Origin of the sequence: Pseudonocardia sp. T1-2H (assembly GCF_038039215.1) — a bacterium.
Classification (GTDB): domain Bacteria; phylum Actinomycetota; class Actinomycetes; order Mycobacteriales; family Pseudonocardiaceae; genus Pseudonocardia.
Map to the genome: position 1 here is coordinate 107,850 of NZ_JBBPCL010000003.1, position 23,155 is coordinate 131,004.

General features: G+C 70.5%; 25 protein-coding genes. 7 read left to right on the top strand and 18 right to left on the bottom strand.

The annotated features are described in order from the left end of the window. Positions 1–36: 36 nt before the first annotated feature. Positions 37–414, bottom strand: a complete 378-nt coding sequence (locus WBK50_RS34125; protein WP_341339877.1) for a PH domain-containing protein — start codon at positions 412–414, stop codon at positions 37–39. A gap of 409 nt (positions 415–823) precedes the next feature. Here WBK50_RS34125 and WBK50_RS34130 point away from each other — a divergent pair, with 409 nt between their 5' ends. Both WBK50_RS34130 and WBK50_RS34135 read left to right on the top strand, forming a co-directional pair. Next, complete coding sequence (locus WBK50_RS34130) at positions 824–1,342, top strand: hypothetical protein (RefSeq protein WP_341339878.1); 519 nt, start codon at positions 824–826, stop codon at positions 1,340–1,342. 547 nt (positions 1,343–1,889) lie between these two features. Continuing rightward, on the top strand, positions 1,890–3,089 hold the full coding sequence (locus tag WBK50_RS34135; protein ID WP_341339879.1) for a serine hydrolase domain-containing protein: 1,200 nt from the start codon (positions 1,890–1,892) through the stop codon (positions 3,087–3,089). Between the two features lie 90 nt (positions 3,090–3,179). Here the strand turns inward: WBK50_RS34135 and WBK50_RS34140 are convergent, their stop codons facing one another. Beyond that, a complete protein-coding gene (locus WBK50_RS34140; RefSeq protein WP_341339880.1) occupies positions 3,180–3,782 on the bottom strand; it encodes a recombinase family protein in 603 nt (200 codons plus the stop codon). Between the two features lie 357 nt (positions 3,783–4,139). Between WBK50_RS34140 and WBK50_RS34145 the strand changes: the two genes are divergently transcribed. Both WBK50_RS34145 and WBK50_RS34150 read left to right on the top strand, forming a co-directional pair. Beyond that, a complete protein-coding gene (locus WBK50_RS34145; protein WP_341339881.1) occupies positions 4,140–4,598 on the top strand; it encodes a helix-turn-helix domain-containing protein in 459 nt (152 codons plus the stop codon). Position 4,599: 1 nt separating this feature from the next. Then, a complete protein-coding gene (locus WBK50_RS34150) occupies positions 4,600–5,151 on the top strand; it encodes a PIN domain-containing protein (protein WP_341339882.1) in 552 nt (183 codons plus the stop codon). Between the two features lie 21 nt (positions 5,152–5,172). On the opposite strand, the gene WBK50_RS34155 is transcribed toward WBK50_RS34150, so the two are convergent. Continuing rightward, the gene (locus tag WBK50_RS34155) at positions 5,173–5,379 is read right to left on the bottom strand and encodes a hypothetical protein (protein ID WP_298798935.1); all 207 of its coding nucleotides are present in this window, start codon (positions 5,377–5,379) and stop codon (positions 5,173–5,175) included. A 375-nt stretch (positions 5,380–5,754) separates the two neighbouring features. Here WBK50_RS34155 and moaA point away from each other — a divergent pair, with 375 nt between their 5' ends. Beyond that, complete coding sequence (gene moaA, locus WBK50_RS34160) at positions 5,755–6,804, top strand: GTP 3',8-cyclase MoaA (protein WP_341339883.1); 1,050 nt, start codon at positions 5,755–5,757, stop codon at positions 6,802–6,804. A 71-nt stretch (positions 6,805–6,875) separates the two neighbouring features. Then, on the top strand, positions 6,876–7,271 hold the full coding sequence (locus WBK50_RS34165; protein WP_341339884.1) for a hypothetical protein: 396 nt from the start codon (positions 6,876–6,878) through the stop codon (positions 7,269–7,271). Here the strand turns inward: WBK50_RS34165 and WBK50_RS34170 are convergent. The 12 genes from WBK50_RS34170 to WBK50_RS34225 form a co-directional block, all read right to left on the bottom strand. Beyond that, positions 7,225–7,683: a CsbD family protein gene (locus WBK50_RS34170; RefSeq protein ID WP_341339885.1), complete on the bottom strand. Its 459-nt coding sequence runs from the start codon at positions 7,681–7,683 to the stop codon at positions 7,225–7,227. The genes WBK50_RS34165 and WBK50_RS34170 overlap by 47 nt on opposite strands. Further along, positions 7,676–8,263 carry a hypothetical protein gene (locus WBK50_RS34175; protein WP_341339886.1) on the bottom strand — a complete coding sequence of 196 codons (588 nt, stop codon included), beginning with the start codon at positions 8,261–8,263 and terminating at the stop codon, positions 7,676–7,678. Before WBK50_RS34175 ends, WBK50_RS34170 begins: the two co-directional genes overlap by 8 nt. Before the next feature lie 518 nt (positions 8,264–8,781). Beyond that, entirely contained in the window at positions 8,782–9,087 is a 306-nt protein-coding gene (locus WBK50_RS34180; protein WP_214371352.1) for a helix-turn-helix domain-containing protein, read from the bottom strand. After that, positions 9,080–9,457, bottom strand: coding sequence for a type II toxin-antitoxin system RelE/ParE family toxin (locus WBK50_RS34185; RefSeq protein ID WP_341339887.1), 378 nt, complete (start codon positions 9,455–9,457; stop codon positions 9,080–9,082). Before WBK50_RS34185 ends, WBK50_RS34180 begins: the two co-directional genes overlap by 8 nt. A gap of 607 nt (positions 9,458–10,064) precedes the next feature. Continuing rightward, entirely contained in the window at positions 10,065–11,093 is a 1,029-nt protein-coding gene (locus tag WBK50_RS34190; protein ID WP_341339888.1) for a site-specific integrase, read from the bottom strand. Beyond that, on the bottom strand, positions 11,090–12,220 hold the full coding sequence (locus WBK50_RS34195; RefSeq protein WP_341339889.1) for a hypothetical protein: 1,131 nt from the start codon (positions 12,218–12,220) through the stop codon (positions 11,090–11,092). The genes WBK50_RS34190 and WBK50_RS34195 overlap by 4 nt, the downstream gene beginning before the upstream one ends. Positions 12,221–12,319: 99 nt before the next feature. Then, positions 12,320–12,580: a hypothetical protein gene (locus tag WBK50_RS34200; RefSeq protein ID WP_341339890.1), complete on the bottom strand. Its 261-nt coding sequence runs from the start codon at positions 12,578–12,580 to the stop codon at positions 12,320–12,322. A gap of 30 nt (positions 12,581–12,610) precedes the next feature. After that, complete coding sequence (locus WBK50_RS34205) at positions 12,611–13,597, bottom strand: IS481 family transposase (protein WP_341339891.1); 987 nt, start codon at positions 13,595–13,597, stop codon at positions 12,611–12,613. A 118-nt stretch (positions 13,598–13,715) separates the two neighbouring features. Then, the gene (locus WBK50_RS34210; RefSeq protein WP_341339892.1) at positions 13,716–14,258 is read right to left on the bottom strand and encodes a hypothetical protein; all 543 of its coding nucleotides are present in this window, start codon (positions 14,256–14,258) and stop codon (positions 13,716–13,718) included. Positions 14,259–14,316: 58 nt separating this feature from the next. After that, positions 14,317–15,030, bottom strand: coding sequence for a hypothetical protein (locus WBK50_RS34215; protein ID WP_341339893.1), 714 nt, complete (start codon positions 15,028–15,030; stop codon positions 14,317–14,319). 200 nt (positions 15,031–15,230) lie between these two features. Continuing rightward, positions 15,231–16,616, bottom strand: coding sequence for a B12-binding domain-containing radical SAM protein (locus WBK50_RS34220; RefSeq protein ID WP_341339894.1), 1,386 nt, complete (start codon positions 16,614–16,616; stop codon positions 15,231–15,233). A 48-nt stretch (positions 16,617–16,664) separates the two neighbouring features. Then, positions 16,665–18,281, bottom strand: coding sequence for a M36 family metallopeptidase (locus tag WBK50_RS34225; RefSeq protein ID WP_341339895.1), 1,617 nt, complete (start codon positions 18,279–18,281; stop codon positions 16,665–16,667). Between WBK50_RS34225 and WBK50_RS34230 the strand changes: the two genes are divergently transcribed. Then, positions 18,275–18,841 (top strand): hypothetical protein, encoded by a 567-nt coding sequence (locus WBK50_RS34230; protein WP_341339896.1) that lies wholly within the window; start codon positions 18,275–18,277, stop codon positions 18,839–18,841. The two genes, WBK50_RS34225 and WBK50_RS34230, sit on opposite strands and share 7 nt — an antisense overlap. Here the strand turns inward: WBK50_RS34230 and WBK50_RS34235 are convergent. The 3 genes from WBK50_RS34235 to WBK50_RS34245 are packed head-to-tail and all read right to left on the bottom strand — an operon-like array spanning position 18,832 to position 23,145. Further along, positions 18,832–21,072, bottom strand: a complete 2,241-nt coding sequence (locus WBK50_RS34235; RefSeq protein ID WP_341339897.1) for a MarR family transcriptional regulator — start codon at positions 21,070–21,072, stop codon at positions 18,832–18,834. The two genes, WBK50_RS34230 and WBK50_RS34235, sit on opposite strands and share 10 nt — an antisense overlap. Continuing rightward, a complete protein-coding gene (locus WBK50_RS34240) occupies positions 21,069–21,860 on the bottom strand; it encodes a SagB family peptide dehydrogenase (RefSeq protein WP_341339898.1) in 792 nt (263 codons plus the stop codon). The genes WBK50_RS34235 and WBK50_RS34240 overlap by 4 nt, the downstream gene beginning before the upstream one ends. 10 nt (positions 21,861–21,870) lie before the next feature. After that, entirely contained in the window at positions 21,871–23,145 is a 1,275-nt protein-coding gene (locus WBK50_RS34245) for a YcaO-like family protein (protein WP_341339899.1), read from the bottom strand. Positions 23,146–23,155 lie beyond the last annotated feature (10 nt).

Genomic DNA, 23,155 nt, shown 5'->3' on the forward strand with positions numbered 1-23,155 from the left:
ACAAAGCGAGGCTCGGGTTGTAGCCCGACCGCGAGGTCAACGTGCGACGTAGTTGCTCAGCAGCGCCTGCACCTCGTAGACGTCCGCACCTTTGCCGAACTGCTTACTGATCGGCGTGGGGCTGCCCGACAGCCAGATCTTCAACTCCGCGTCGAGGTCGAAGGTCCCCGCCGTCTCGACGCTGAAGTGCGTGATGCTCCGGTACGGCACGGTGTGGTACTCGACCTTCCGCCCGGTCATGCCCTGCTTGTCGACCAGGATCAACCGCCGATCGGTGAACAGAAAGGCATCCCGCACCAGCTGATAGGCCGCCTGGACCTGCTCACCCTGCCCCAGCAGCCGGGAGTACTCCTGCGCCGCGGCGGCGGGATCGATGCGGGAGGCGTTGCCGATGATTCCGTCCAGAAGGCCCACAGGGCTGCTCCGTTAGTCAGAGGGGTCTGACTCTGTGTCGTTCCCCTCAAATCGCGCGTTACGTGCTGCTCGTCGGGCCATCAGGACTGACTAGACGCCGGGCCCGCGGCGGGATCTGCGGGGCTGTGGCTTCCACCAACTATGGGAGGTGCACGGTAGACGCCGGGTGCGTTCACCGGCTCCACGTGATCATCTCAGGGCGCCACTCCGCCCGCCGTCTTCGCCTGAGCCGCCGTGGGTTCGGGCACGAGCCCAGGCCGCCCAGTCCGCGGTGAAGTGGGCGACCAGACCACTCACGAGCGATTGGTCGCTGACGACATGGCCGCCTGACCCACCTCCAAATGAAAACAACCGGCAGAGACGGGAGTTGATGAGGCGGGAGTAGCGGGAGGCGCTAGCCTCGGCCACGATGATCCGTGATCGGAGGGACGAGGACCTCGACCGCCTCGGCGACATCGTCTCCAAGCTGGATGACCAGGCCAGCATCCTCGCGGGGCGACGGCCACGGGACTGGCTCCAGGAAGTCGAGGCCGAGCGCTCATGGGTGTTCGACCAGGCGCCGGTGAGCGTCGCTCCCACCAAGAACGTGGTCGGTCACGTCCAGATCTACCGACCGCGACACGCGCCCTGGGCTGACGACGTCAGCGCGCACACCGGCCGCCAGTTCGATGACCTGCTGGTGATTGGACGACTGTTCGTGAAGCCGGTCAAGCACGACTACGGCATCGCGCGGTACCTGCTGAAGGAGGCAGTGAAATATGTCGAGACCCGGGGGCGTCTCGCGGTGCTCGACCCTGCCAGCCTCGCCTTCGTCCCTCGATCGCTGTGCGCAAAGCTCGGCTTCGAGGAGGTCCGGACCGATGCCCATGCTGCGGATCAACGCGTCCTGGTCCGGCAGCCGATGGGCGCCGAGCGGGCGATATCCTGACTCGGCGTTGCTCGAGCCCTGACCAGGCATGATCGGCACCAGCCAGCTACGCGATGTCCAGCGCCCTCACCAAGAGGTCAGCTCCTGCATCTGCTGAAGCTCCCGTCCTTGAACTTGATTGCCGATAATCAGACTTATGACAGTGGGGCCCGCGGCTCTTGTCGAGGTGCCGGTAGACGGTGGGGCGGGTGCCGCCGAACTCCGCCGCGATCTGGGCCACGGTGTAGGCGCGCTTACCGTCGTTGCCGACCTCGTCGTACATCTGCTGGGCGAGCTTGACCTGCCGGGGGCCGAGTTTCGGCTTCTGTCCGCCAATGCGGCCGCGGGTCCGGGCACGAGTGCAGGTGAGAATGCGGTAGACCGCCGGAGGCAGACGTCCTGAAGCGACCGTGACAGGTCATGTGGATTGCCGCGACGCGGTTCGCGCTGGGAGGCTGCTCGGGCTTATCTCCGGCGCGGTGGACGGTGGACGGCGTGGGCTCGGTAGGGCGTCCCGGAGGGTCTCATGGTTAGGCACGGACGACGAGTGGTCCGGTGGTTGACGGCGGTGAGTGCGGCCCTGGCCACGCTCGGGCTCGGGCTCGGGCTCGGGGCGGCGGCGCCGGCGGCGCTCGCGGAGCAGGCACCACCTGACGAGGCGGCGAAGGTGGTGGACACGGTCCGCTCCACGATGGAGTCCGCCCACCTCAGGGCGGTCATCGTGAAGGTCACCCGGGGAGAAGACGTCGTGCTCCGGGAGGCCTTCGGCCCGTCGATGGAGGGCGTGCCCGCCTCGCCCGACATGCACTTCCGCAACGGTGCCGTGGCGTTCGCCTACGTGAGCACCCTGCTGCTGAAGTTCGTCGATGAGGGCAGGGTGGGGCTCGACGACCCGATCGCGCGCTGGGAGCCGACTCTGCCCTACGCGGACACGGTCACCCTCCGGATGCTGACCAACCAGACCACCGGCTACCCCGACTACGAGACGGACCCGGCGTGGCTCGCGGCCTTCAACGCCGACCCCTTCCACCTCTTCACCTACGAGGAGCGGCTGAAGTACGCGTTCAGCAGGCCGCAACAGTTCCCGCCCGGCACGAACTGGAGCTACGCGCACACCAACTTCATGATCCTCGGCGAGATCCTCGCGAAGATCGGCGGCAAGCCGCTCGACGCTCTGCTCGCGGAGAAGGTGCTCGGCCCGATGGGCTTGGAGGACACGGTCGGAACCCTGACCTCGGAGGTCCCGGAACCGGCCCTGCACACCTACACCGGTGAGCGGAAGCCGGCGCTCGGCACGCCGCCAGCCACCTTCAGCGAGGAGGCGACCTACTGGAATACACAGTGGGGCACGCCGATGGGCGCGAACCAGACCACCACAATCGACGACCTGGCCACCACTGCGGTCGCCGTCGGCACCGGCTCTCTGCTGTCCCCGGCGAGCCGGGAGGCGATGACCGGACCGAGCCTGCTGGGCTTCGGCACGAAGGAACCGGCGTGCGAGCCGACCTGCTTCACCCAGGTCGACGGCTACAACTACGGCCTGGGCGTGGTCCGCTCAGGCTCGTGGATCCTGCAGAACCCGCAGTTGAGCGGCTTCTCCGCGACCGAGGCCTACCTCCCATCGCACAAGATTGCGATCGCGGTCGCGGTGACCTACCTTCCCGAGGCGTTCGACGCCCAGGGCAACTTCGCGAACAGCAGCGACCTGCTCTTCCGTCGGATCGGCGCGGTCGTGGCGCCGGACGCGGCCCCACCGATGCCGAAGTAGGGATCGCACGGCCCGGCATGCTCCGAGCCCGGCCGGCACCGGACGGGCCTGACGCGCTTGGCCGAGTTCGGCGCCCGACCGGAGCGGAGGTCAGCTGCTGACCCGCGCCGGCGGCGTCTCCCGCCGACTAGCCTCGAGTTCGTCGAGGCGGTCGAGATGGCGGTAGATCGTCGGCCGGGTGACGCCGAACTCGGCGGCGATCTGGGCGACGGTGAGTTCCCCAGCCTCGTACATCTCCCGCGCCAGCCGGGCTTGGCGCTCCCCCAGCTTCGGCTTCTGCCCGCCCGTCCTCCCCCGCGCCCGGGCGGCGGCGAGCCCGTCGCGGGTGCGCTCGGACATCAGGGCGTGTTCGAACTCGGCGATCGCACCCAGAATCTGGAAGAACATCCGCCCGACCGCGGTCGAGGTGTCGATGCCCTGATCGAGCACCACCAGATCCACCCCCTCGTCCTGCAGCCGGCCGGAGAGGTCGATCAGGTGCTCCAGCGACCGGCCGAGGCGATCGAGCTTGGTGACCACGAGCTGGTCCCCCGCACGCAGCGTCCGCAGGGCCTCGTCGAGCTCGGGCCGGCGCGCCAGCTTCCCCGACGCGGTGTCGATGAACACCCGCTCGCAACCGGCCGCACTCAACGCGTCGGCTTGGGCCTCGGGATGTTGGTCGCGGGTGGAGACCCGTCCATAACCGATCCGCACGCCGTGGAATGTATCGCAAACCCAGTTGTGCGTGACTTAGGCGCGGACACGAGTCTTGTTACAACCTTCACCTGCGGAAACGCCCGGTCGTCGGAAGCGTCTCGCGAACGATCGTTTCTCCGACACCACGTCTCGGACTCCTGGCCTGCTGTCTCCGATGGCGCTGGGACAGGTGAGGTCATGCCGGTGTCAGCTGGCTCCTCTGTTCATCGTGCTCGTATGGCCCACCTCACAGGCCCTTGCAAGACAGTTCGCAAGTCAGGTGTTGCGGTTACTGCGATTATTGCGGATAGTGCATCTAGCGGCTCCGCACGCCCGCGGCAGCCGCTAGCGATACAGAGAGGCCAGGAGGCCGTCATGGCATCCCTACTGCTCGACCCGGTCCGCCCGGACGACACCGACGTCACCACCGCAGTTGAGGCGCTCCCGCACGTCAAGGACTACCTGACCCGGCACCCGGGTCATGAAGCTGTTCGACTGGTCGTCGACGACGAGCGCCAAGACTCCCTGACTGTCCCGCGTGGTGCGGTCGAACTGCTGGCCCGCATCCTCGCGCACATGGCCAAGGGTCAAGGCGTCTCCGTCGTTCCCTCACATGCGGAACTGACGACCCAGCAGGCCGCCGACATGCTCAACGTCAGTCGTCCGTTCCTCATCGGACTGCTCGACGCGGGCGAGATCGAGTACCGCAAGGTCGGCAAGCACCGCCGGATCAAGGCCGAGTCACTGATCGCCTACATGCGCGAGGACGACCGCAGCCACCGCGCGGCCGCGGACGAACTCTCCTCGCTGAGCCAGGAGATGGGCCTGCTCTGACGTGGCTTTCGTAGTCCTCTATGACGCATGCGTGCTCTACCCGAACCTCCTGCGCGACCTGCTCATTCGGGTCGCGCAGGCAGGTTTGGTACAGGCGAAGTGGACGAACGAGATCCTCGAGGAGACCTTCCGCAACCTGAAGGAAGACCGCCCGGACCTGGACCCGGCGATGCTCGACCGCACCCGCGAGCTCATGGGCCGGGCGATCCGTGACGTCCTGATCACCGGCTATGAACCCCTGATCCCGATGCTCGAACTGCCGGACGCGAACGACCGTCATGTCCTCGCGGCCGCGATCAAAGCGCGTGCGCAGGTCATCGTCACCACCAACATCAAGGACTTTCCCAAACCTGCGCTGAGCCCATGGCAGATCGAGGCCCAGCACCCCGATGAGTTCGTGCACGACCTCGTCGACCTCCACCCGAAGGCCGTCTTCGGCGAGGTTCAGCGCATCGCCGACTCGACGAGCAAGCCACCGCTGAGTGTCGATGAGGTGCTCACCGGACTCAGTCGCTGTGGACTGGTCGAGTCCGTCGCCGCACTCCGCTCCTGATAGGTCTGCGGCGCCGGGCCGTTAGACCTCCTCCAGAGGCTCGACCCGCTTGAGGAACGAGCGGACGGCGAGGTAGTCGGCGAGCGGCTGCTTGTGCTCACCGCAGGCCACCCAGACCTTCTCGCGGTCGGGAGTGTGCAGCCTGGGGTTGTTCCACACAACCGCCCAGGTCGCGGGGGCCTGGCATCCCTTGGCCGAGCAGATCGCTGGGCCCTCCTGGCCACTCACCGGGTCAGTCTGGCAGGCGGGCGTGACCTGCCGCCAGGAGAGACCCGCCCGTCGTCGGCCGCCTCGACGGCCGCTCGGCTGTGCCGACGGCACGTCGTACGTCGCGGAGCAGACGCGCGAGGCGCATGCCCAGGTGATCCGCAGCCCCGGAGGCTGAGCTCCTGGCCGAGCACGATCTGCCGTTAGCGTCGAACGACGTGCTGGTGATGCCGTCCGAGGCGTCGGCCGACGGCTGCGGATGACCGAGCTGGCCGGCCGGGTGCTGCTGTTGCGGTCGTGGCTGACCCGGCTGAACCGCCGCCCGTACAGCAAGATCCACTCAGTCGGCGACTCACTACCGACGGCTGGGTGGTGGATCCGGGCCTAGGCTGGGGTATGGCGCAAACATCGGGGGACGCAGGAGGGGACGCGGTCAGGCCGGCGGTCCGCGACCGCCGCGCCCGACCACTGCGCGACCTGCGGATATCGGTCACCGACCGCTGCAACTTCCGCTGCGGCTACTGCATGCCGCGCGACGTCTTCGGCCCCGACCACGCGTTCCTGCCGCGCAGCGAGCTGCTGTCCTACGAAGAGCTCGGCCGGCTGGTACGGGTCTTCGCCGACCTCGGCGTCAGCAAGGTCCGGCTCACCGGCGGTGAGCCGCTGCTGCGCCGCGACCTCGACGCCCTGGTGTCCCTCGTCGCGTCGACACCGGGCATCACCGACGTCGCGCTGACCACCAACGGCTCGCTGCTCGCCAGCCACGCGCAGAGTCTGCGCCACGCGGGGCTGCACCGCGTGACGGTCAGCCTGGACAGCCTCGACCCGACAGTGTTCGCGGCCATGGGCGACACGAAAGTCCCTCTGTCGAAGGTGCTCGACGGCATCGCCGCGGCCGCCGACGCCGGGTTGTCGCCAATCAAGCTCAACACCGTGCTGCGCCGAGGGATGAACGAGGCCGGTCTGCTCGACCTGGTCGAGTTCGCCCGCGACGGCGGCCATGTGCTGCGGTGCATCGAGTACATGGACGTGGGCAACTCCAATGGCTGGGACCGGTCGGAGGTCGTCACCTCGGCCGAGGTGCTGGACCAGATCGCCGCAATGCACCCGGTCGAACCCGTGGCGGCGGCGCGCCCGGGCGAGGTCGCCCAACGCTGGCGCTTCCTCGACGGACGTGGCGAGTTCGGGCTGATCTCGTCGGTGAGCACGCCGTTCTGCAGCACCTGCACCCGAGCCAGGGTCACCGCGGTCGGCGAGCTCTACACCTGCTTGTTCGCCGCGCACGGGCGTGACCTGCGCGGCCTGCTCCGGGGTGGGGTCGACGACGACGCGCTGCATGCTGCGATCGCCGCCGCTTGGGGCGCCCGGGACGACCGCTATTCCGAACTGCGTGGCCTGAGCACCGTAGACCTCCCGAAGCCGGAGATGTCCTACCTCGGCGGCTGATACCCGGCTTTGGTGCGGACGCCGGTCAGGACTGCGATGCCGCGGTCCGGGGCAGGGTCGACGACGAGGGGTTGCCCCAGGTGCTCGCCGACCCGCCGGATCTGCTGGCGCGGCGGCTGGATGAGTGGGTGGTGCGCCACCGCGAGCCCGGCGATCCGATCGCCGGCGAGCATCCGGTCAGCGACGCGCTGGAGCGGATGAACCCGCTGCGCGAGCTGCTGCACCTCGAGGGGGTGCGCCGCGAGCTGTGGGCCTCCTCCGCCGGCGCCCCGCCGCCGGCGCTGCTGGCCCCGCTTGCGGAGCGGGAGGCCGAGCTCGAGGAAGCCCTCGCGAAGGCTGCCCCGCCCAACGAGGCTGGCGAGCACGCCGCAGCGGCGGCGAAGGCCCGCGCCTACGCCGCGCAGTTGCGCGGCCCGACCACTAGTACTTGCGGCGGCGAGTACCCCGCCCGCGGAATACGTCCTTGACCTTCTCCCAAGCCCGCTTCACCTTGCTCTTCACCTCATCGGCCCCGCCTTCGACTTGGAGGCGCCTGTCTCCGGTGACCTCGCCGGTGTTCCGCTTGATACGGCCGCGGAGCTCCTGCGCCTTGTTCCTGACCTTGTCCGCGAAGCTCACAACAGCCCCTTCCTCGTCGCCGAAAGTGGTCAGCCCCGTGCTCGGGGCGCCGCCGGCTCGACCCCACGACGCCCCGATCGGAACCGTGCCGGCCGTCGTCGATATCGCCTTCCGCCACCCGTCCCGAGCCCTTCTCCCTCGGCGCGTGCGCTGGACGAGCGGGCCGAGCCGCCGCTGCCCGGCACCCGCCAGCGCGTCCTTCGGCAGCGCCTCGGTGAGGCCGCCGGTCTTCTCCTGCTCAGTACCCGCGTCGTCAGCCATTGCTGTTGCCCGGACGGGCTCGAGCAGGGCGGGCGCCCTTGCCGGCGGCCGCGGTCTTCTTCACGGCGCGGCCCGGCCCGCCGGAGGTCGAGGTAGCGCTGCGCTTGACCGTCGCGGTCGCGGCGCCGCCTCCGCCGCCGCCTGCTCGGGCCGGTGCCGCCTTCGCTGCCCGGCGGTTTGGACCGCGCGGGGGTGGCTTCACCTCGCCGTTTTCGTCCGCCGCCACGTCGTCGGGCTCGGGTTCAGGTTCAGGCCTCGCGCGGCGCGGGGTGCCGAGGTCGCCCCTGGACTCCACACGCTTGCCGACCCGATCGGCCAGGGACTCCACCTGATGGGCGGCCATGCCCATTGCGGCGCCCTTGCCCGCCTCGATGAGTCGGCCCCGCACCTGATCGGTGAGTTGAGCAAGCTCCGGCGAGCTGCTCAGAAGCTTCGCCCCGCGGGCAAGGAGCTCACCGGGACCCCCGGCGCCCTCGCCCGCTGCCCTACCGGCCAGCATCATCGCGAGCTTCATCTTTTTGGTCCGCCCGAGGACGTAGCCACCGACGATGCCGAGGGCTACCCGCGCTCCGCACTTCACGGGATCTCCTATGTCGGTTTACCGGGCCCCGCCCGTACCGCGTACCGCATCACTCACATGCGAGCGGCCGTTCCTCGCGTCACCGACTCTGCGCAATGCACGACCGCCCGTGGGGACGCCAGGATCCACCTATGATCAAGCTCTTGCACGCCTTTGAGGACTGCTCTGGACCAGATTTGACCATTCGGCTGCACTGACCAGGTCCAATAGCCCTCGACGTGGACACAGATACGACGGTCGAGGGACACGACCCTTGTCCCCGGACGGCGGAACCGGCGGACACGTACCCGGTCTCGCCCAAGATCGTCTGACACGACGGACCCGGCAGCCGGAGCCAGACCCCCGCGGAACGGCTCGCGAACGCTTCGAATCTGACCGTCGAAATTGGGATTCCTCGACCCGGCTCGGCACCCCGGGACGCGCCTACCTGGTGCACGGCCAGAGCTCGGCGCGTGATGATCCAGGCCGGTGACAGGCGCTCGTGGTGAGCAGAGCCGCGTACGGCGATCTGAGGCGTCCTACCCGAGGACGACGCGTTGGTCTCCGAAGTTGGCCACCACATCGACAGTGCCGCCTAGAGCCTCCACGTACGCGCGGATGGTGCCGAGACCAGCCTTCGTCAGCTCGCCGCGTTCAATTGCGGAGACAGACGGCTGGCTGACATGCATCCGCTGGGCGAGCTCGCGCTGAGTTACACCCTGCTCGGCTCGGATCTCGCGGAGCTGGTGTGCACGGACGACTTCGTCAAGGTGTGCACGGTGAAGGGCCACGCGGTCCTCTCGCGGCGGCCGCTTTGCCCGAACCTCGCGCCAGTTACTACTCATCGCCCTCGCCCTCCATCCAGCGTTCGTATCGCTTCTCTGCGACCGGTACGGCTTCGTCGTACCAGTCCTGCCAGCGCCCGGACTTGTCTCCCGCTACCAACAGCACAGCCCGCCGGGCTGGATCGAAGATGAACAAGATCCGCACCTCCGACGTTCCTGCTGATCCGGACCGAAGCTCTTTCAGGTTGTGAAGCGGTGATCCCTTGATCTTGTCGACCAAGGGTCGTCCTAGCGTGGGTCCGTCCTGCTCCAGCTTGTCGATAGCGATCCGGGTCAGGAGCACCTCTGGCGGTGGGCCGGTCGAGCCGCACCGAGTTCCCGGCCCCCGGTTCAGGGCACGTAAACGCGACGCGCGCTGATCGCCGCACACGACGGCTCACCGCCGAAGGTGCTCCTGACCCGGCTCGCCGACCGCGAGCGCACTCTCATCGCGACGGCGTCCGCCGGCCGTGACGGGCTGACCGTTACCCGGGCCGACTGATGGTGTCGACGTCGGCTCACTGGCGCGCGAACACAGCCAGAGCACGCCCGAGCTCGTCCTGCGCCGGCGTGTCCGCCGCCGATTGTCGCGCTGACCTGCCCCGACGAGGAACGGCCCACGGTTCGGGAAGCCAGCGTCTCCGAGGCACGGTAGAGCCGGATGGTGGTGCTCACGTCTGTCGGGGCACGAGGGTCCCCATCCTCTCGATCGTGGTCAACATCCGGTCGAGCAGATTCGCGGCGGCGCAGCGGCGCGCCGGCCGCCGGGACCAGACAGGACGGCCCGGCGTTGGTCTCGGTCTCGGTCAGGTTGGCGAGCGCGGGGAAGCTCGGCTGGTGATTCCCGCGAACGGATCGCGCATCTCGGTCGCTTCCCGCCGATCGTGTTCCGCGGAGGCTCGATCACCGTCGAAGCAGTCCGGCGACGGGTGCAGCGGCTCAGATCCCGAGCATCGTCGTGGCGTTCTCCTGTCACGGCGGCGGCAACCATCCAGCTCTTACAGCCCGAGCTGGGTGGCCGCGTTGTCCTGCCAGGCCGTCTCGAGCCGCACGTAGGCCCCCAGCGTGGCCAGCGACCGGTGTCGGGTCTGGTGGGCGATGGCGCGGTCCGACGCGCCGCGCAGGTGGGCGTAGGTGACGAACCCGGCGCGCAACGAGTGCGCGGAGAACGGGCCGCCGGGCAGCCCGGCCCGCGCGACGGCCGCCTGGACCAGGTCGTTGATCGACTCGGGGTGCAGGGCGCGGCCCAGCACCCGGTTGCCCCGGCTGATCTTGCGGAACACCGGCCCGTCGGCGATGCCGGCGGCGTCCAGCCAGGTCTGCACCGCGGTGACCGGGCAGTGCGCCCGGCGCCCGGCGCGGGGGAGCACGACGAGCTCGTGCTCCTCGCCGCGCTGGTTCGTCTTCGACCGCGGCAGGGTGAGGACCAGCCCGCGGTCGTGCGCGCTGATCTCCTCGACCCGCAGGGCCGCGAGCTCGGAGCGGCGCAGCGCGGCGAAGAACCCGACCAGCAGCAGCGCCCGGTCCCGGAGGCCGGCCAGATCGGGTTCGGGCGGGCGGGTCTTCCAGACCTTGGTCTGCGGGCAGTGGTCGAGCACGTCGAACAGCGCCGGCGGCATCAGCGGGGCGGCCTGGTCGGGCGGGGCGCCGTGGGTGCGGCGGATGCCCTCCCAGACCGCGACCACCCGGGCGCCGGTGGTCGGGTCCGGCAGGTCGCGCAGCTGGTGGGCGAACCGGATCGAGGACAGCCGACGGCTCATCGTGCCGACCTTCGCCCCGGCCCGGGCCAGCTCGGTCAGGTAGGCCGAGATGGTGTCGGCGGCCGCGGGCAGCGGATCGCGGGGCAGCCGGGCGCACCAGGCGGTGAACTCGGCCCAGTCGCTGCGGTAGCCGCGCAGGGTGTTCGGGGCGCGGGCGGCCTCGACGTAGGCGGCCTCGTCCTCGGAAAGCGGGAGCTCCGTGGCAAGCTCGAGCGGGTCGGCGTGGAGGCCTGGGACAGGCGGGCCGCCGCTCGGCTCGATGGTCATGCCGATTCCTCGGAGGCCTGGCGGGCGAGAAGCCGGTCGGTGAGCTCAATCGTGGCCAGGTACCACCAGAACACCCAGTCGTGGAACGCCGGGTCGTAGTCGGTGTGCTGCTTCTCGTTGCTGTGCCGTAGATCGAACCTGTTCGCGATGAGAAAGAGAGCATCCTCGTCTGCGCTGAACAACCCAGCCTTCAGCAGGCCCTTCCGCTTCTCCAGGATCCGGTGCAGCGCGACGACTGCTGAGCGCTTGTCGTGTGTTGTCGCCTCGCGCCGTCGGAACAGCGAGATCGCGTGTTGGACCTCATCAGCGGCTTCGGGGTCGGGGGAGGCCAGGGCCCGCTCGATGAGCTCGCTGCGTGCCTCGTCGGTGACCCGCACCAGCCGGCCCTCGTCCTCGCCGGTGTCGGCGAGCCGCAGGTCGTCTCTGCAGTCGGCCAGGACCCGGTTGACCAGCACGCGGTACACGCGACGACCCGCATCGACGTCGAAGTCCTCGAAGTGCGGGCCACAGACCTCGGGCTCGTGCAGCCAGCGCCGCCGCGGCCGGGCCACGAGGTCGTGGAGGACTTCGACCAGGCCGTAGAACGTGTCCGGATCAAGCGTCTCGGGACGCACCGGCCAGAGCTTCCGGCCGGGCGGCCCGGGGTTGTTCAGGCGTTCCATCAGCTCGGCGTCGAGGTCAGGCTGCTTCGAGGGGCCCTTCTCGACGCACGGCGTACTGAAATCCCGGGCCAGGTAGCCCAAGTCGTCGAGCCGCCAGACAAGGAACGCGAAGTGGAACGGCGCATCCACCGGCGTGAGCGGGGGCTCGATGAGGGCTCCGGGTTGCCGCGCGGGCCAGTAGGGCCGGGGCTCGACGTGCTCGCGGAGCTCGTCGAGGTGCAGGAGGAGCTCGTCGACCCAGCGGCGCCCCGCCCACTGCTCGCCCTGGGCCATGTCGACCTCGAAGACGTGGTGGAAGTCGCCGGCGGGGATCTGCGTGTGGAAGGCCTCCTCCAGCAGTCCGTAGACGTCCGAGGGCGCCCAACCGCGGAAGGGATGTTCGTAGAGCGCGAGCAGCTCGTCGCGGACGAGCTCGCGGGGCCAGTCCAGCGCGTAGTCGACGGAGGTCCAGATCGAGGGCGGCACGCGGGCGCACGCTACCGGCTATTACCCGGGATTCCGTGCATTATCCCGGGTAATACGAGTCGGTGAACGGATCTCGGTCCAGCCTCGGTGCCGGCTCGGTCAGTGGCCGAGCAGGGTGGCTAGCGCCGCCGCGGTGGTGCCGCACGACAGGTAGCCGGTGACCTTGTGAAAGTTGAACACGCCGACCGGAGTGGTCAGGTCGGCGTCGATGCCGGTGAAGTACCCGGCGGCCAGGCCGCACGGGACCGCGATCACATCGCCCGGGTCGGCGATGTTGATCCACCGCTGGACTCCCGGCGGGCGCTGCCCGCGTCCCCTGGTGGGGCCAGGTTGGAGCCGGTCGAAGATGACGTTCGGCATGCCCAGTGGCGACCCAAAGGTGACCAGCAGCTAGATGTGGTGACCCACCAGGTTGTTGACCGGCCCTAGCTTGGGGAGTCGGGTGATGGGTGGGTGGCCGCCGATGGCGGAGTGGGCTCGTTGAGTGTTGTAGGCGTGGACCCAGCTGTCGAGCGCGGCGAGCCGTTCGGTGTTGGACAGCCACGCCTGGGCGTAGGCGAACTCGTCGAGCAGGGTCCGGTTGAACCGCTCGGCCCTCCCGTTCGTCCAGGGACAGTGCGGGCGGGTGAACCGGCGTCGGATCTGGAGTTCGGCGCAGGCCCCGGTCCACTGCCTCCCGACGCGGTAGACCCTGGCGTTGTCGGTCAGGACACGGCGGACGGTGACCCCGTGGCGGGCGAACCAGGCCGTTGCCCGGCGCAGGAACCCGGCGCAGTTGGGGTCACGCTCATCGGGGAGTGCTTCGAGGTAGGCCAGCCGGGAATGGTCGTCGACCGCGACATGGAGGAAGTCGTAGCCGTTGCCACGCCCACGAACCGCTTCGCTGCGTCCGTGTAGCCGCCAGCCGCCGCCCTCGGGGACTCGTCCGAGCTTCTTCACATCGACATGGAGCAGGTCGCCGGGTCGGGGGTGCTCGTAGCGGCGGGGGGAGTGTTGGCGGCGCACCGGGGCGCCGGTGATCGGGTCGATCGCGCGCAGCGGCAGGACCTGGTTGCGGCGCAGGATCCGTCCAACGGTCGAGGCCACCAGCCCGAGCCGGCGGGCCAGGAACACCGGGCCCCGACGAGCGGTGGCCCGCAAGGCCAGGACCCGTGCTTCGATCTCGGCCGGGATCCGGGCAGGGCTGCGGTGTGGGCGGGAGGAACGGTCGAGTAGCCCGGCCCAGCCCTCGGTCTGGTAGCGGCGGATCCACTTGTAGACGGTGGCCCGGGAGATCCCGAGCTGTTCAGCGATCCGAGCCGCCGGCCACCCCGCCCGCCAGCGAGTCACGATCAGCCGGCGGGCATAGACCGTCGTGCGGGCATTAGCGTGTGCCACCGAGGACCTCCGGTGTTCGAGGCGGATGCGTCAGACACACCCACTTCGCCCGGAGGTCCTCCCTCAGATCAACCCGACACGCCCTGCGGCCCGTCAACAACGTCCCGGGTCACCACAGCTAGACCTCAAGATCGGCCCGCGCCCACAAGGTCTCGTAGGCGACCACCGAGCCCAGAGAGTGCGCGAGCACCACCCGCGGCCGCTCGCGCCCGATCGTGTCGGCGACGGTGTCGCGCACGGCGGCCCGTCGGTCTGGGTCGGTGAGATAGCGGTTGACCTCTCGACAGGAGGTGGCGACTAGTAGCCGCACCAGCGCATGATCGAGCCCGAACTCCTTCGCGATCCAGTTCGCCGCCGCCCGGGCTGGTTGGGTCAGCCGCCCCTGCGCCACCTCGGTCGGGGCACCGAGCGCGTGGGCCCACCCGAGCAGGAGCTGCTGCTCGGGATCGGTCAGCTGCGCCGGGTCGCCGACACCTTGCGCGGTATCGCCGGCGAGGTGGTGGGCGTAGTAGGCCACCACCGCCTCGACCTGCGAACCGGTGCCGAGACCCTGACGGACCGCCGGTGTCCACCGGCGGCCCAGGATCGCGGCTGCGTCGTCGGGGGTTCGGCCGGCCTGACAGTTCCCGATCCCGTGGATCCCCACCACACGGACCGTCACCGCGGCTCCTTCTCGGTCCGCTCAAGGATCACGATGTCCCAGCCGATCCCGGCCACGATCACCTCTCCCGCGCCCACTGCAAGCGCCTGGCAGCTCCCCGGCAGATCCACGCGGTCGATCTCCCCCGCCCGGACAGGTCCCAGATCCGCACCCTGCCGCCGACGCCGCCGGTGACGGCGATCGGGCGCCCGTCGAGCGTCGTGCAGGCCACCGCCGTCACGCCGCCGCGGTGGGCGGTGAGCGGGTTGCCGATCGGGGTGCCGGTGGTGAGGTCCCAGATCCGCACCGTGCTGTCGCCGCCGACGCCGACGCCGCCGGTGACGGCGATCGGGCGCCCGTCCAACGTCGTGCAGGCCACCGCCGTCACGGCGGCGGTGTGGCCGGTGAGAGTCGCGCGGAGGGCGGTGTTGACTTGGCTACCGGTAGCCCAGCGTGGCCGCCACCAAGGAGGCGGTGGCACGGCGGAGATGCTCTCACTAAGGCGCGGTACGCCGTAGCGCGCCGCGTCGATGGCCAGGATGTCGCGCCGTTGCCGGGTAGTCCGGGTGGCGTGCCGGTCGGCCGAGGCCCGGTAGGTGGCGGCGGCCAGTCGGGCGTTCGGGTCGATGGCGTGGTCGAGGGCAGGGGTGAGCGTGGCCGGGTCGGCGTGGACGAGGAACCCGGGATCGGTGAGGAGTTCATCGACGCGGTGCGCGTCGGTGGCGTGCTGGATGAGGTGGTGCACCCGCCCGGACTCGCCGTGGCGCCGGGCGCTGCTCCCAGCGGCGGCCACGGGGCTCGATCGGAACGGTGCTCAGGAGGCCGTCGAGGTTTCGGTCGGCGCCGGTGTCGGGGTCAGTGGCACCGATTCGGGGGTCGGTGCGAAGGTGGTCGGCCAGGCCTTGGTGGAACAGCCGGTACAGCGCGGCGCCGTCGGTGTCGGCGGTGGTGCGCAGGTAGAACGACAGCGCCGCGAGCTCGTCGGCAACCTCGTTAACATTCGGCGGCTCCGGGCGCCCCGTGACCGCTGCCAGCACCGCGGGGAGCACCGCGCGTGCGATGCCCGCCCCGCGTGCGGCCGGGCCCCCGCGCCGCGACGTAGATCTTCGCGAAGACCTGGTGGAGCAGGTGATACTGCCGGACGAACTCCGAACGATCCAACGTCGTCTCCACCACGGCGTGCTGCAGGTCGTAGAGGTCCCAGCGTGGGCGGCCGTTGGGCTGCAGCTCGACCACCTGCTCCAGGTGGGCGCCCCACTCCGTCCCGGGGATCGGGGTCAGGATCGTGAAGGTCGGATAGTCGACGTCGTTGTCCCGGATGAAGGCTACGACGTCGGCGAACTGGCGGTGGGTGTAGCTGGGCTTGATGATAAAGTTGGACATGGTCGCGATGCCGAGCTCGCGGGCGGTGGCGAGGGCCTGCACGATTTGGCCCCGGCGCTGGCGCTTGTGGTACTCGGCCAGCTCGTCGTCGAAGATCGACTCGATGCCGAAGAAGACGCGCCGCAGGCCGAGGTCGTGCCAGCGCTCCATCAGCGTCCTGTCCCGCAGGAACGAGTCGATCCGGCAGTAGCTGAAGTACTCCTTCTGCAGGCCTGCCGCGGCGATCCGGTCGGCAAGGGCGTGCATGCGCCGCACATTGACGAAGGGCTCGTCGTCGACGAGGAACACATCGGACTCGGGGATCGCGGCGATCTCGGCCACGACATCGTCGACGTCCCGGACCATGTACTTGCCGTCCATGATCTTCCAGAGGGAGCAGAACGAGCACCGGAACGGGCACCCGACCGTGGTCCGGACCAGCGCGATCGGCTGCATCCAGTCGATGAAGTACCGGTGCCGGTCACCCCGCGTCAGCTCGCGGTCGGGCCAGGGCATCCGCGTGAGGTCGACGGCCGCCGGCGGCCCGCCCGACACGAACTGCCGGTCCCGCAGGCGGCTCCACAGCCCAGGGATGCCGGTGCCCGAGCCGCCGCTCCCGATCTGTTCGAGCAGCGCGCCGAACGGTGCGGTGCCCTCCCCCACCACGACGTGGTCCACCGGCGGCTCGAAGAAGTCGTCAGGGAGCAGCGTCGCGTGGTGGCCGCCGACGACGGTGCGACACGCCGGGAGGACGCGCTTGACCAGAGCGCAGATCTCCAGGTTGCGCAGGACGTGCATCGAGTAGCCGGTCACGCCCGCGACGTCGGGTCGCCATGCCGCGAGCACGCCCTCCAGGTCGTCGGGGTGCAGCCGCAGGTCGAGGATCCGCACCTCGTGCCCGGCCAGCCGCGCGGTCGCACCGACGTACTCGAGGGCGAGCGGCTCGGCGATCGCACCCAGGTCACCCCACCCGATCAGCTCCCAGGCCACGTTCGGGTAGATCAGCAGCACCCGCATCGCCGGCTCCTCATCCGTCGGTCCCCAGGCTCACCGGATCCTTCGCACTCACCGGAGGGTCACCGTCAACGTCCACGACCGGAACACCCCGAGGCTCAACCGGAACCGGTCGGCGACCCTCAGCCGCCACCGTCCGCGGATCGGCTGGCCGGTCAGGCCCAGCAGGCCGGGCGCCGACGCCGCGTCGTACACCATGACGAGGTCCGTGCCCGGGTCGGGATCCGCGGTACGCAGGACGACGTTCGTGCCTGCTGGGCTCGTTACCGTGACCTCGAGGTCGCCGCGGAACTCGTGCGCGACGTCGACCGCCACCTCGACCGTCCCGACCACGCCGTCGACGTCGAATGACACCTCGCTGGAGATCCCGACCGGATCCTTGTCCGGGATGGCCCGCCGGGGCCGGGCCGTCGCGCTGTGCCGCGTGGGAGTAACGACGGGGATCCCGGGCGTCGAGAAGTCCTCGACGAGACCGTCGAGGCGGGCCCCGTCGCTCGACGCCCCCGGCCCCATCCCGAACCGGGCGAAGGCCGTCCACAGCGCGGTCCGCGCCGCGGCGTGCGCGACGGCGGTGAGTTTTCCGCTGGCACGCATGCCCTCGAGCGCGCGCAGCATCGCGTCGCGCGCGTCGAGGAAGCTCGGGTTGGCCGGGGCGAGCTTGAGCGAGTCGACCACGACCTGCAGCGCCAGCGGCGTGCCGGTTCCGCGGGCGAACTCCATCAGGGTCGCACACCACAGCTCGCCGATCTGGTGCTTGGTGGCGAACTCGGGCGTCCCGAGGTCGCCGAAGCTGCCGGGGTAGTCGGCGTCGTAGCGGTGGCGGCGGATCCCGTCCGGATTGTCCACCACCCACGCACCGATGACCGGCTCCTCCGTGATGCTGCAGGCGAAGAAGTCGCTCCAGCCCTCGCTCATCCCAGCGCTCTGCGCTGCGGTGAGCGACAGGGTGTTGATCGGCCCGCCGACGAGGCGGCTGGTCACCCCGTGGGTGTACTCGTGGAACACGACGGTCGCGTCGAGCGCGGTGTGCCGGCCGGTCGCCTCGACGATCCCCACATTGAGGCGAGGCCGCGCCCCGTCCTTCGGGGTCGTCATGTTCGCGGTGGCCGCGACGGTGCCCGGGAACACCGTCGCCACGACCGAATCGCTCGCCACCCCGCCACGGCTGAGCGTGTCGGCCTGGAAGTTCCCGTCGGCCTCCCGGAACCCGAGCAGGTAGAACAGGTCGTGCAGGAGGCAGCAATAGTAGAAGAGGTTGACGACCCGTTGCGGGCCGGCGTCCGCGCCGCTGAACTCGACCTGCCCCCCACGACGGTGCCGCTCACCGGCTCGCCACCCTGCGTGTCGACCGCGGACACGCTGTTGCCCACCGTCTGCAGGCCGACGAGCCAGTCGTCGGGGAAACCGGCCGGGAGCGCGGTCGCGGTCTGCACCGGGTACTCCCCCAGTGGTCGCGGGAACTGCACGGTGGTCCGCTGTTCGGCGCCGTTCTGCAGGAAGACCTCCCCGCGCCCGGCTATGCCCTGCGTGATCGAGGTCGCGTAGAGGATGGCGCCGTCGACGCCGTCGACGATGACCACGACGGACCGCACTGGCTCGGGGAGGTGCAGCTCCATCAGCCAGCCGAGGCGCAGGCCGCCCCGGACCGGCAACCACACCAGGTGGCACGCGATGCCCCTACCGGCGAACGGCCCCGGCTCAACGACCGTCGGTCGGGCCGGCAGGTCGGGAAAGGCGGCGATGACGTTCACCGGTACGACGGCGAGTTCGGGGAGGGTCCCGGTGCTCTGGCCGAAGGCATCGATCTCGGGCTCCCGGTTCTCGGGCTCGTTCAGGAATCCGACGGCGCGGGAGACGGCGTCACCTGCGTCGACCGGAAGGGAGCCCGGGTCAACGCGGCCGACCTCGACGGTCGACCCGATGCTCTCCTGAAGTGCACCGTCGGGCCCGAACAGGACCGTGGTGTCGGCCTGGAACAGCGGGATCCCGCGGTGGACCTGCTGGGCGTGCACCGCGACCGCGCCCGAGCTGGCCGTCTGGACGTTTGGGTCGGTCACGAACTCGATCTGTTCTCCCTCTCTGAGCCCCGACGACGGCCGCGTCTCCTGCAGGTGCAGGAGGGCTCGGCCGAGGAAGGTGCCCGGCCGCACCTCCAGCCCGGAGGCGGCGGCTGCCGACGTCTGGACGTACCGATCGAGGTCGCGGGTGTCGACGTCTTTCATGTCTGAGCCACCTCCCACGGCGCCCCGCCGAGCGCCGTGCTCTCTAGGAGCCGCCGGCCCTCGTGGTCGTCGAGCGTCAGGTCGAGGACACCGGCGGCCTCGAGCCGGCGCACCGTGCGCACGGTCGCGTCCGGGTCGACGCCCAGCCTCTCTAGGAGGTCCGCCATCCGGGGGACGGTCGCCTCCGTGGCGATGTGCAGAACCTCCTGCTCGTCGGGACGGAGCAGGCGAGGTCGCCGGTAGCGGTGGAAGCGGACGCGGTCGTCCCCCGGCGCAGGGCGGCCGACCGCTGCGGAGACCGTCACCCGGAGTCGGAGCAGCGCCGCGCCGGCCTCGACGGGGTCGATCCGGTGCTCGCGCCCGGCGATGACGAGCCGTCGGACACCCAGTCGCAGGGCGCTCTCCACCGCATGCGTCGGTCGGCACGGTAAGCCGCGGCGAAGCCGGTCGTCGACCAGCACCGCCGGGGACCGGCACCAGTCCGGCAGCGGTCGCTGCGTAGCGAGTACGTCGATCACGGCCTGACGCAGGTCGGTACGGCAGTCGTCGCGCTCCGGCGGCGTGACGGTGCGGGCCGCGGCCAGGACGACCGCCCAGTGCGCCTCGACGACCAGGGCGGCGTCCGGGTCGACCGGTGTGTCCGGCGCGAGCCAGGCGATGCCGGCGGGCCGGCCGGACGCGGGCACTGCCCAGCCGCACCCGCGCAGCCGGGCGAGCAGCGCGTCGGTCACCCGCCGCGGATCCGGGGTGCCGCGCAGGTTCACGGTCCCGTCGACCGCCGCGGCGACCCGCGCGCCCACGGCCTCCGGATGATCGATCGCGGCCCACAGCAAGGCCGCGCGCAGCCACGACCACGCCGCCCTCCCGGGCGCCCCTTCCAGCGCGTCGAGGTGTGCCGCGCACAGCTCGGCGTGCAGCAGGTCGAACTGGCTCCCGACGCGATGGGTCGTCGCGAACGCCGCGGCGTAGTGGGCCCGGGCGGCACCGGCCTTCCCGCGCCGCCGGTGCAGGCGGGCGAGGTTCATCTCGTTGACGTAGCGCAGCCGCTGGTCGGGCTCCGCCGACGAGCGCAGCGCCGCCGCGATTTCGTCCTCGAGGGCGAGGGCAGCGGGAAGGTCACCGTTGCGCAGCGCGGCCAGCGCGGTGATGTTCATCAGGTAGAGGAACTCGCGGCGCTGCCGCCAGCCGGCAAGGGAGTCGGCGGCCGCGGTGAACTCGGCGAGTGCCTTCTGCGGTTCCCCGGACATCACCAGCCCCCATCCGCGGCTCTGCTGCAGGAAGCCCCGCAGCTCGGCCGGTGCGGACGCCGGTGCCGGTACGGCCGCCGCGGCGACGTCGAACCGCCGCAGCGCGATCGCGAGCCCGCACAGCTGGGCTTCGCACACGGCGCGCGCATGCGGGGTGCGGGCGCACCGCACGGCGTGGCCGAGCAGGTCGAACGCCGCCTCCTCGTGGTGGTGCGCGAGCTCGGCCCACGCCTGCCGGCACAGGAGGGCGAGGTCGATGAAGTGGGCGTTCCCATAGCGCTGTGCGTAGGCGCACAGGCCGGACAGGCCGCGGGTCCGGGCTGCGAGGCGGTCGAAGTCCAGCGGGCCGGCCGCGGCCGCCGTACACCGCAGCGCGGGCGGCACCACGAACAGCCCAGAGGGGGTCGGGAGCAGGGCCGCTACAGCGGGGTCGTCGGCGAAGGCGCCCTGCAGCGCAGGATCGACCAACCCCGGGACCAGCGCGAGCGTCGTCCGCGCGGCCGAGCCCGGATCGGGACGCCCGAGGTTGCCCGCCGCCGTGAGTGCCTCGGCATCCGCGACGACCAGGGTCAGGTCGGGCTCGATCCGGCGGCGCAGCCCGGCCAGGAACGCGCGGTCGTAGCGGCTCGGCGCCTCCGGTGAGACCGGCAGGACGGCCAGGCAGCCGCCGACCCCCCTGCGGCGCAACCGCTCGCCCACGATGTCCGCGGCCGTGATCGCGTCGATCACCAATAGGTCGCCGAGGGACTCCCGATCAACCGCGTGCCCGATGAAATCCGCGTACTCAACGGCGCGCAGCGACCAGTCGACGTCGGTCGCGGCGGCATCGGCGATGCCCAGGTCGATGCCGGACCCGAGGGCGGCATCGACCTGGGCGGCGAGCTGCGCCGCCGCGCTGCGGCCCCCCCAGGCACCCAGGCTGAGGTCGGCGACGACCCACACGCCCGACTCCAGGCCGCGAGCGTCCAGCCCCGCCGGCAGCACGGTCATCTGTCCGGATCACCGCCTAGTGCGGTGAGGTAGACCGTGGAGTGGTTCAGACCGTCCAGGTCGAGGTAAGCGTCGACGTCACGGTCGAAGTAGCCGCCGACGTTGACAGCTGCGAAGCCGAGCGCCGCTGCGATGAGGTCGATGTTCTGCCCGACATGCCCGGCCTCCAGCAGGACGAACCGGTAGCCCCGGTCCCCGTACTTGAAGGTGGAGCGGTAGAAGATCGCGGTGATGAAGATCGTCGCCGCTGCCGCGCGGGCGATGCCGGGCTGGACGAGCGCCGATTCGAAAGCCGGTGCGGGTTCCTCGCGCAGGAGCCGGAGAACGTGCCGCACCGGCTCGTAGTGGAACAGGCCGGCGGGGAGCCCGACGACGGCGGCGGCGTGGACGTACATCTCGAGCGGGTAGAGCGCACCGCCCGACGGGACGCTGCGGAAGGCGCGGGGGAACGGACCGTCGGGTTGCTGTTCCCGGACGCCGTAGGCGTAGTGGAGAACCGTCGAGAGGTCGCCGAGGGGTATCGCGCAGGAGGTCAGTTTCCGGCCCGTGGCTCGGCGGTCAAGCGCGGTCTGGAGGTCGACGGTGCGCAGCCCGGTCCGTCGGGGCAGCTCGAACAGGGGGTGGCCGCGGTAGGACAGCGACTCGTGCAGGCGCTGCATCTGGTCGACGACGACCTGGTCCGGGGGAACCCCGCGGTGGCGGCTGGTCTTGGAGTTCTCGTGGAAGATCTCCCACGCGACGTCGTCCGACGGCGGTGCCGTTGTGCGGGGGGCCGGGATCCTGCTCACCTCGGGCTCCTCACGGGAAGGGGTGGGGCGCGGGGTTGTCCTCGGCGACGATGCCCGGGTGGCCGAGGCGCTGCGGCACCTCCCACAGCCGCGACCCGCCCAGCGCGCGGTAGCGGTGCCCCATGTAGAGCGGATGCAGGCCGGGCACGATCGCCCGCACGACGGTGAAGCCGGCGGATGCCACGTCCGGTGTGGTCAGATCAAGCAGCAGGACGTCGTGTCCTGCCGCCGCGAGCTGCCCTACGATGTGGCGGAAGCGCTCGCCGTCGTCACGGCCGGGGACCTCGCGCCGCAGGTCCGCCGGCCCGCCGCCGGAGAGGAAGTCGGCCCGATCGGCGTTGCGGTGATCGCACCAGAAGTTGAGGTGGTCGAGCTGGTCGACCACGTTGTCGTGATTCTCGCGCACCTCGAGCCGCGGAAGGCGGTCCATGATCTGCTGGGAATAGCGGCGGGTGTGCTCGAGCTCCTCGAGGGCCTTCCGGACCGCGTCGGCCGGATCTGGGGCGCATGCCGCTGCAAAGACCAGCGCGGCGCGCTCCGGCGACGTCGCGAGCAGAACAGTCATGATCGCGGGCACACCCAGGTCCGTGGTGATGTCGAGGATCCGGACCTCGAAGCCTGCCGTGCGGAACCGCTCCACCCGGTCCCGGTTTCGCGGGTCGAGGCCCGCAGGATCGAGCCCCGGTGGCGCGATCATGGCTTGCCAGGTGATCGTGAACGCGTCGCGTTCGACGACCTCGCACACGGCTCCGAGCGCTGCCTCGAGCGGGCTGCGCCCGCAGGCAAGACCGGTCGAGATCGGTTCCATGACCGGGGCCTCGCCGCTGCCCTGGTAGTAGAAGTAGGGGACGAACACCGCCGGGGCCGGAACGTGCTCGAGCGATCCGGTGGTCGCGTTGAACGCTGGGACCCAGCGGGCCGGCGTGTCGTCGTCAAAGGGCACGAACTGGAAGCCGGGGTCGGCGTACTGGGCGGCGCGGTAGAGGGCGAGCCGGGCGGGCGCGAGGCACGGGAAGTCCGCCTCGCGGCGGGTCACCAGCGGCAGGTCGTTCACATCGTAGACCGCGGCGCAGTAGCGCTCGACGGCCTCGCCGACCGCCTTGGCCGCTGCCGCCTCGGGATCGGTCGAGGCTCCGCCGCTGTTGCGGAAGTTCTGCTGGTGGGTGAATGCCCGGGTGTCGCAGGCCCGGGCGGCGTACTGGAAGAAGTCCGGGGCACCCGCGGCGCGAGGTACCTCCTGCAGCTCGGAAACGATGCCGACGTGCTCGTCGCAGAGCAGACCCATTCGGAAAGGC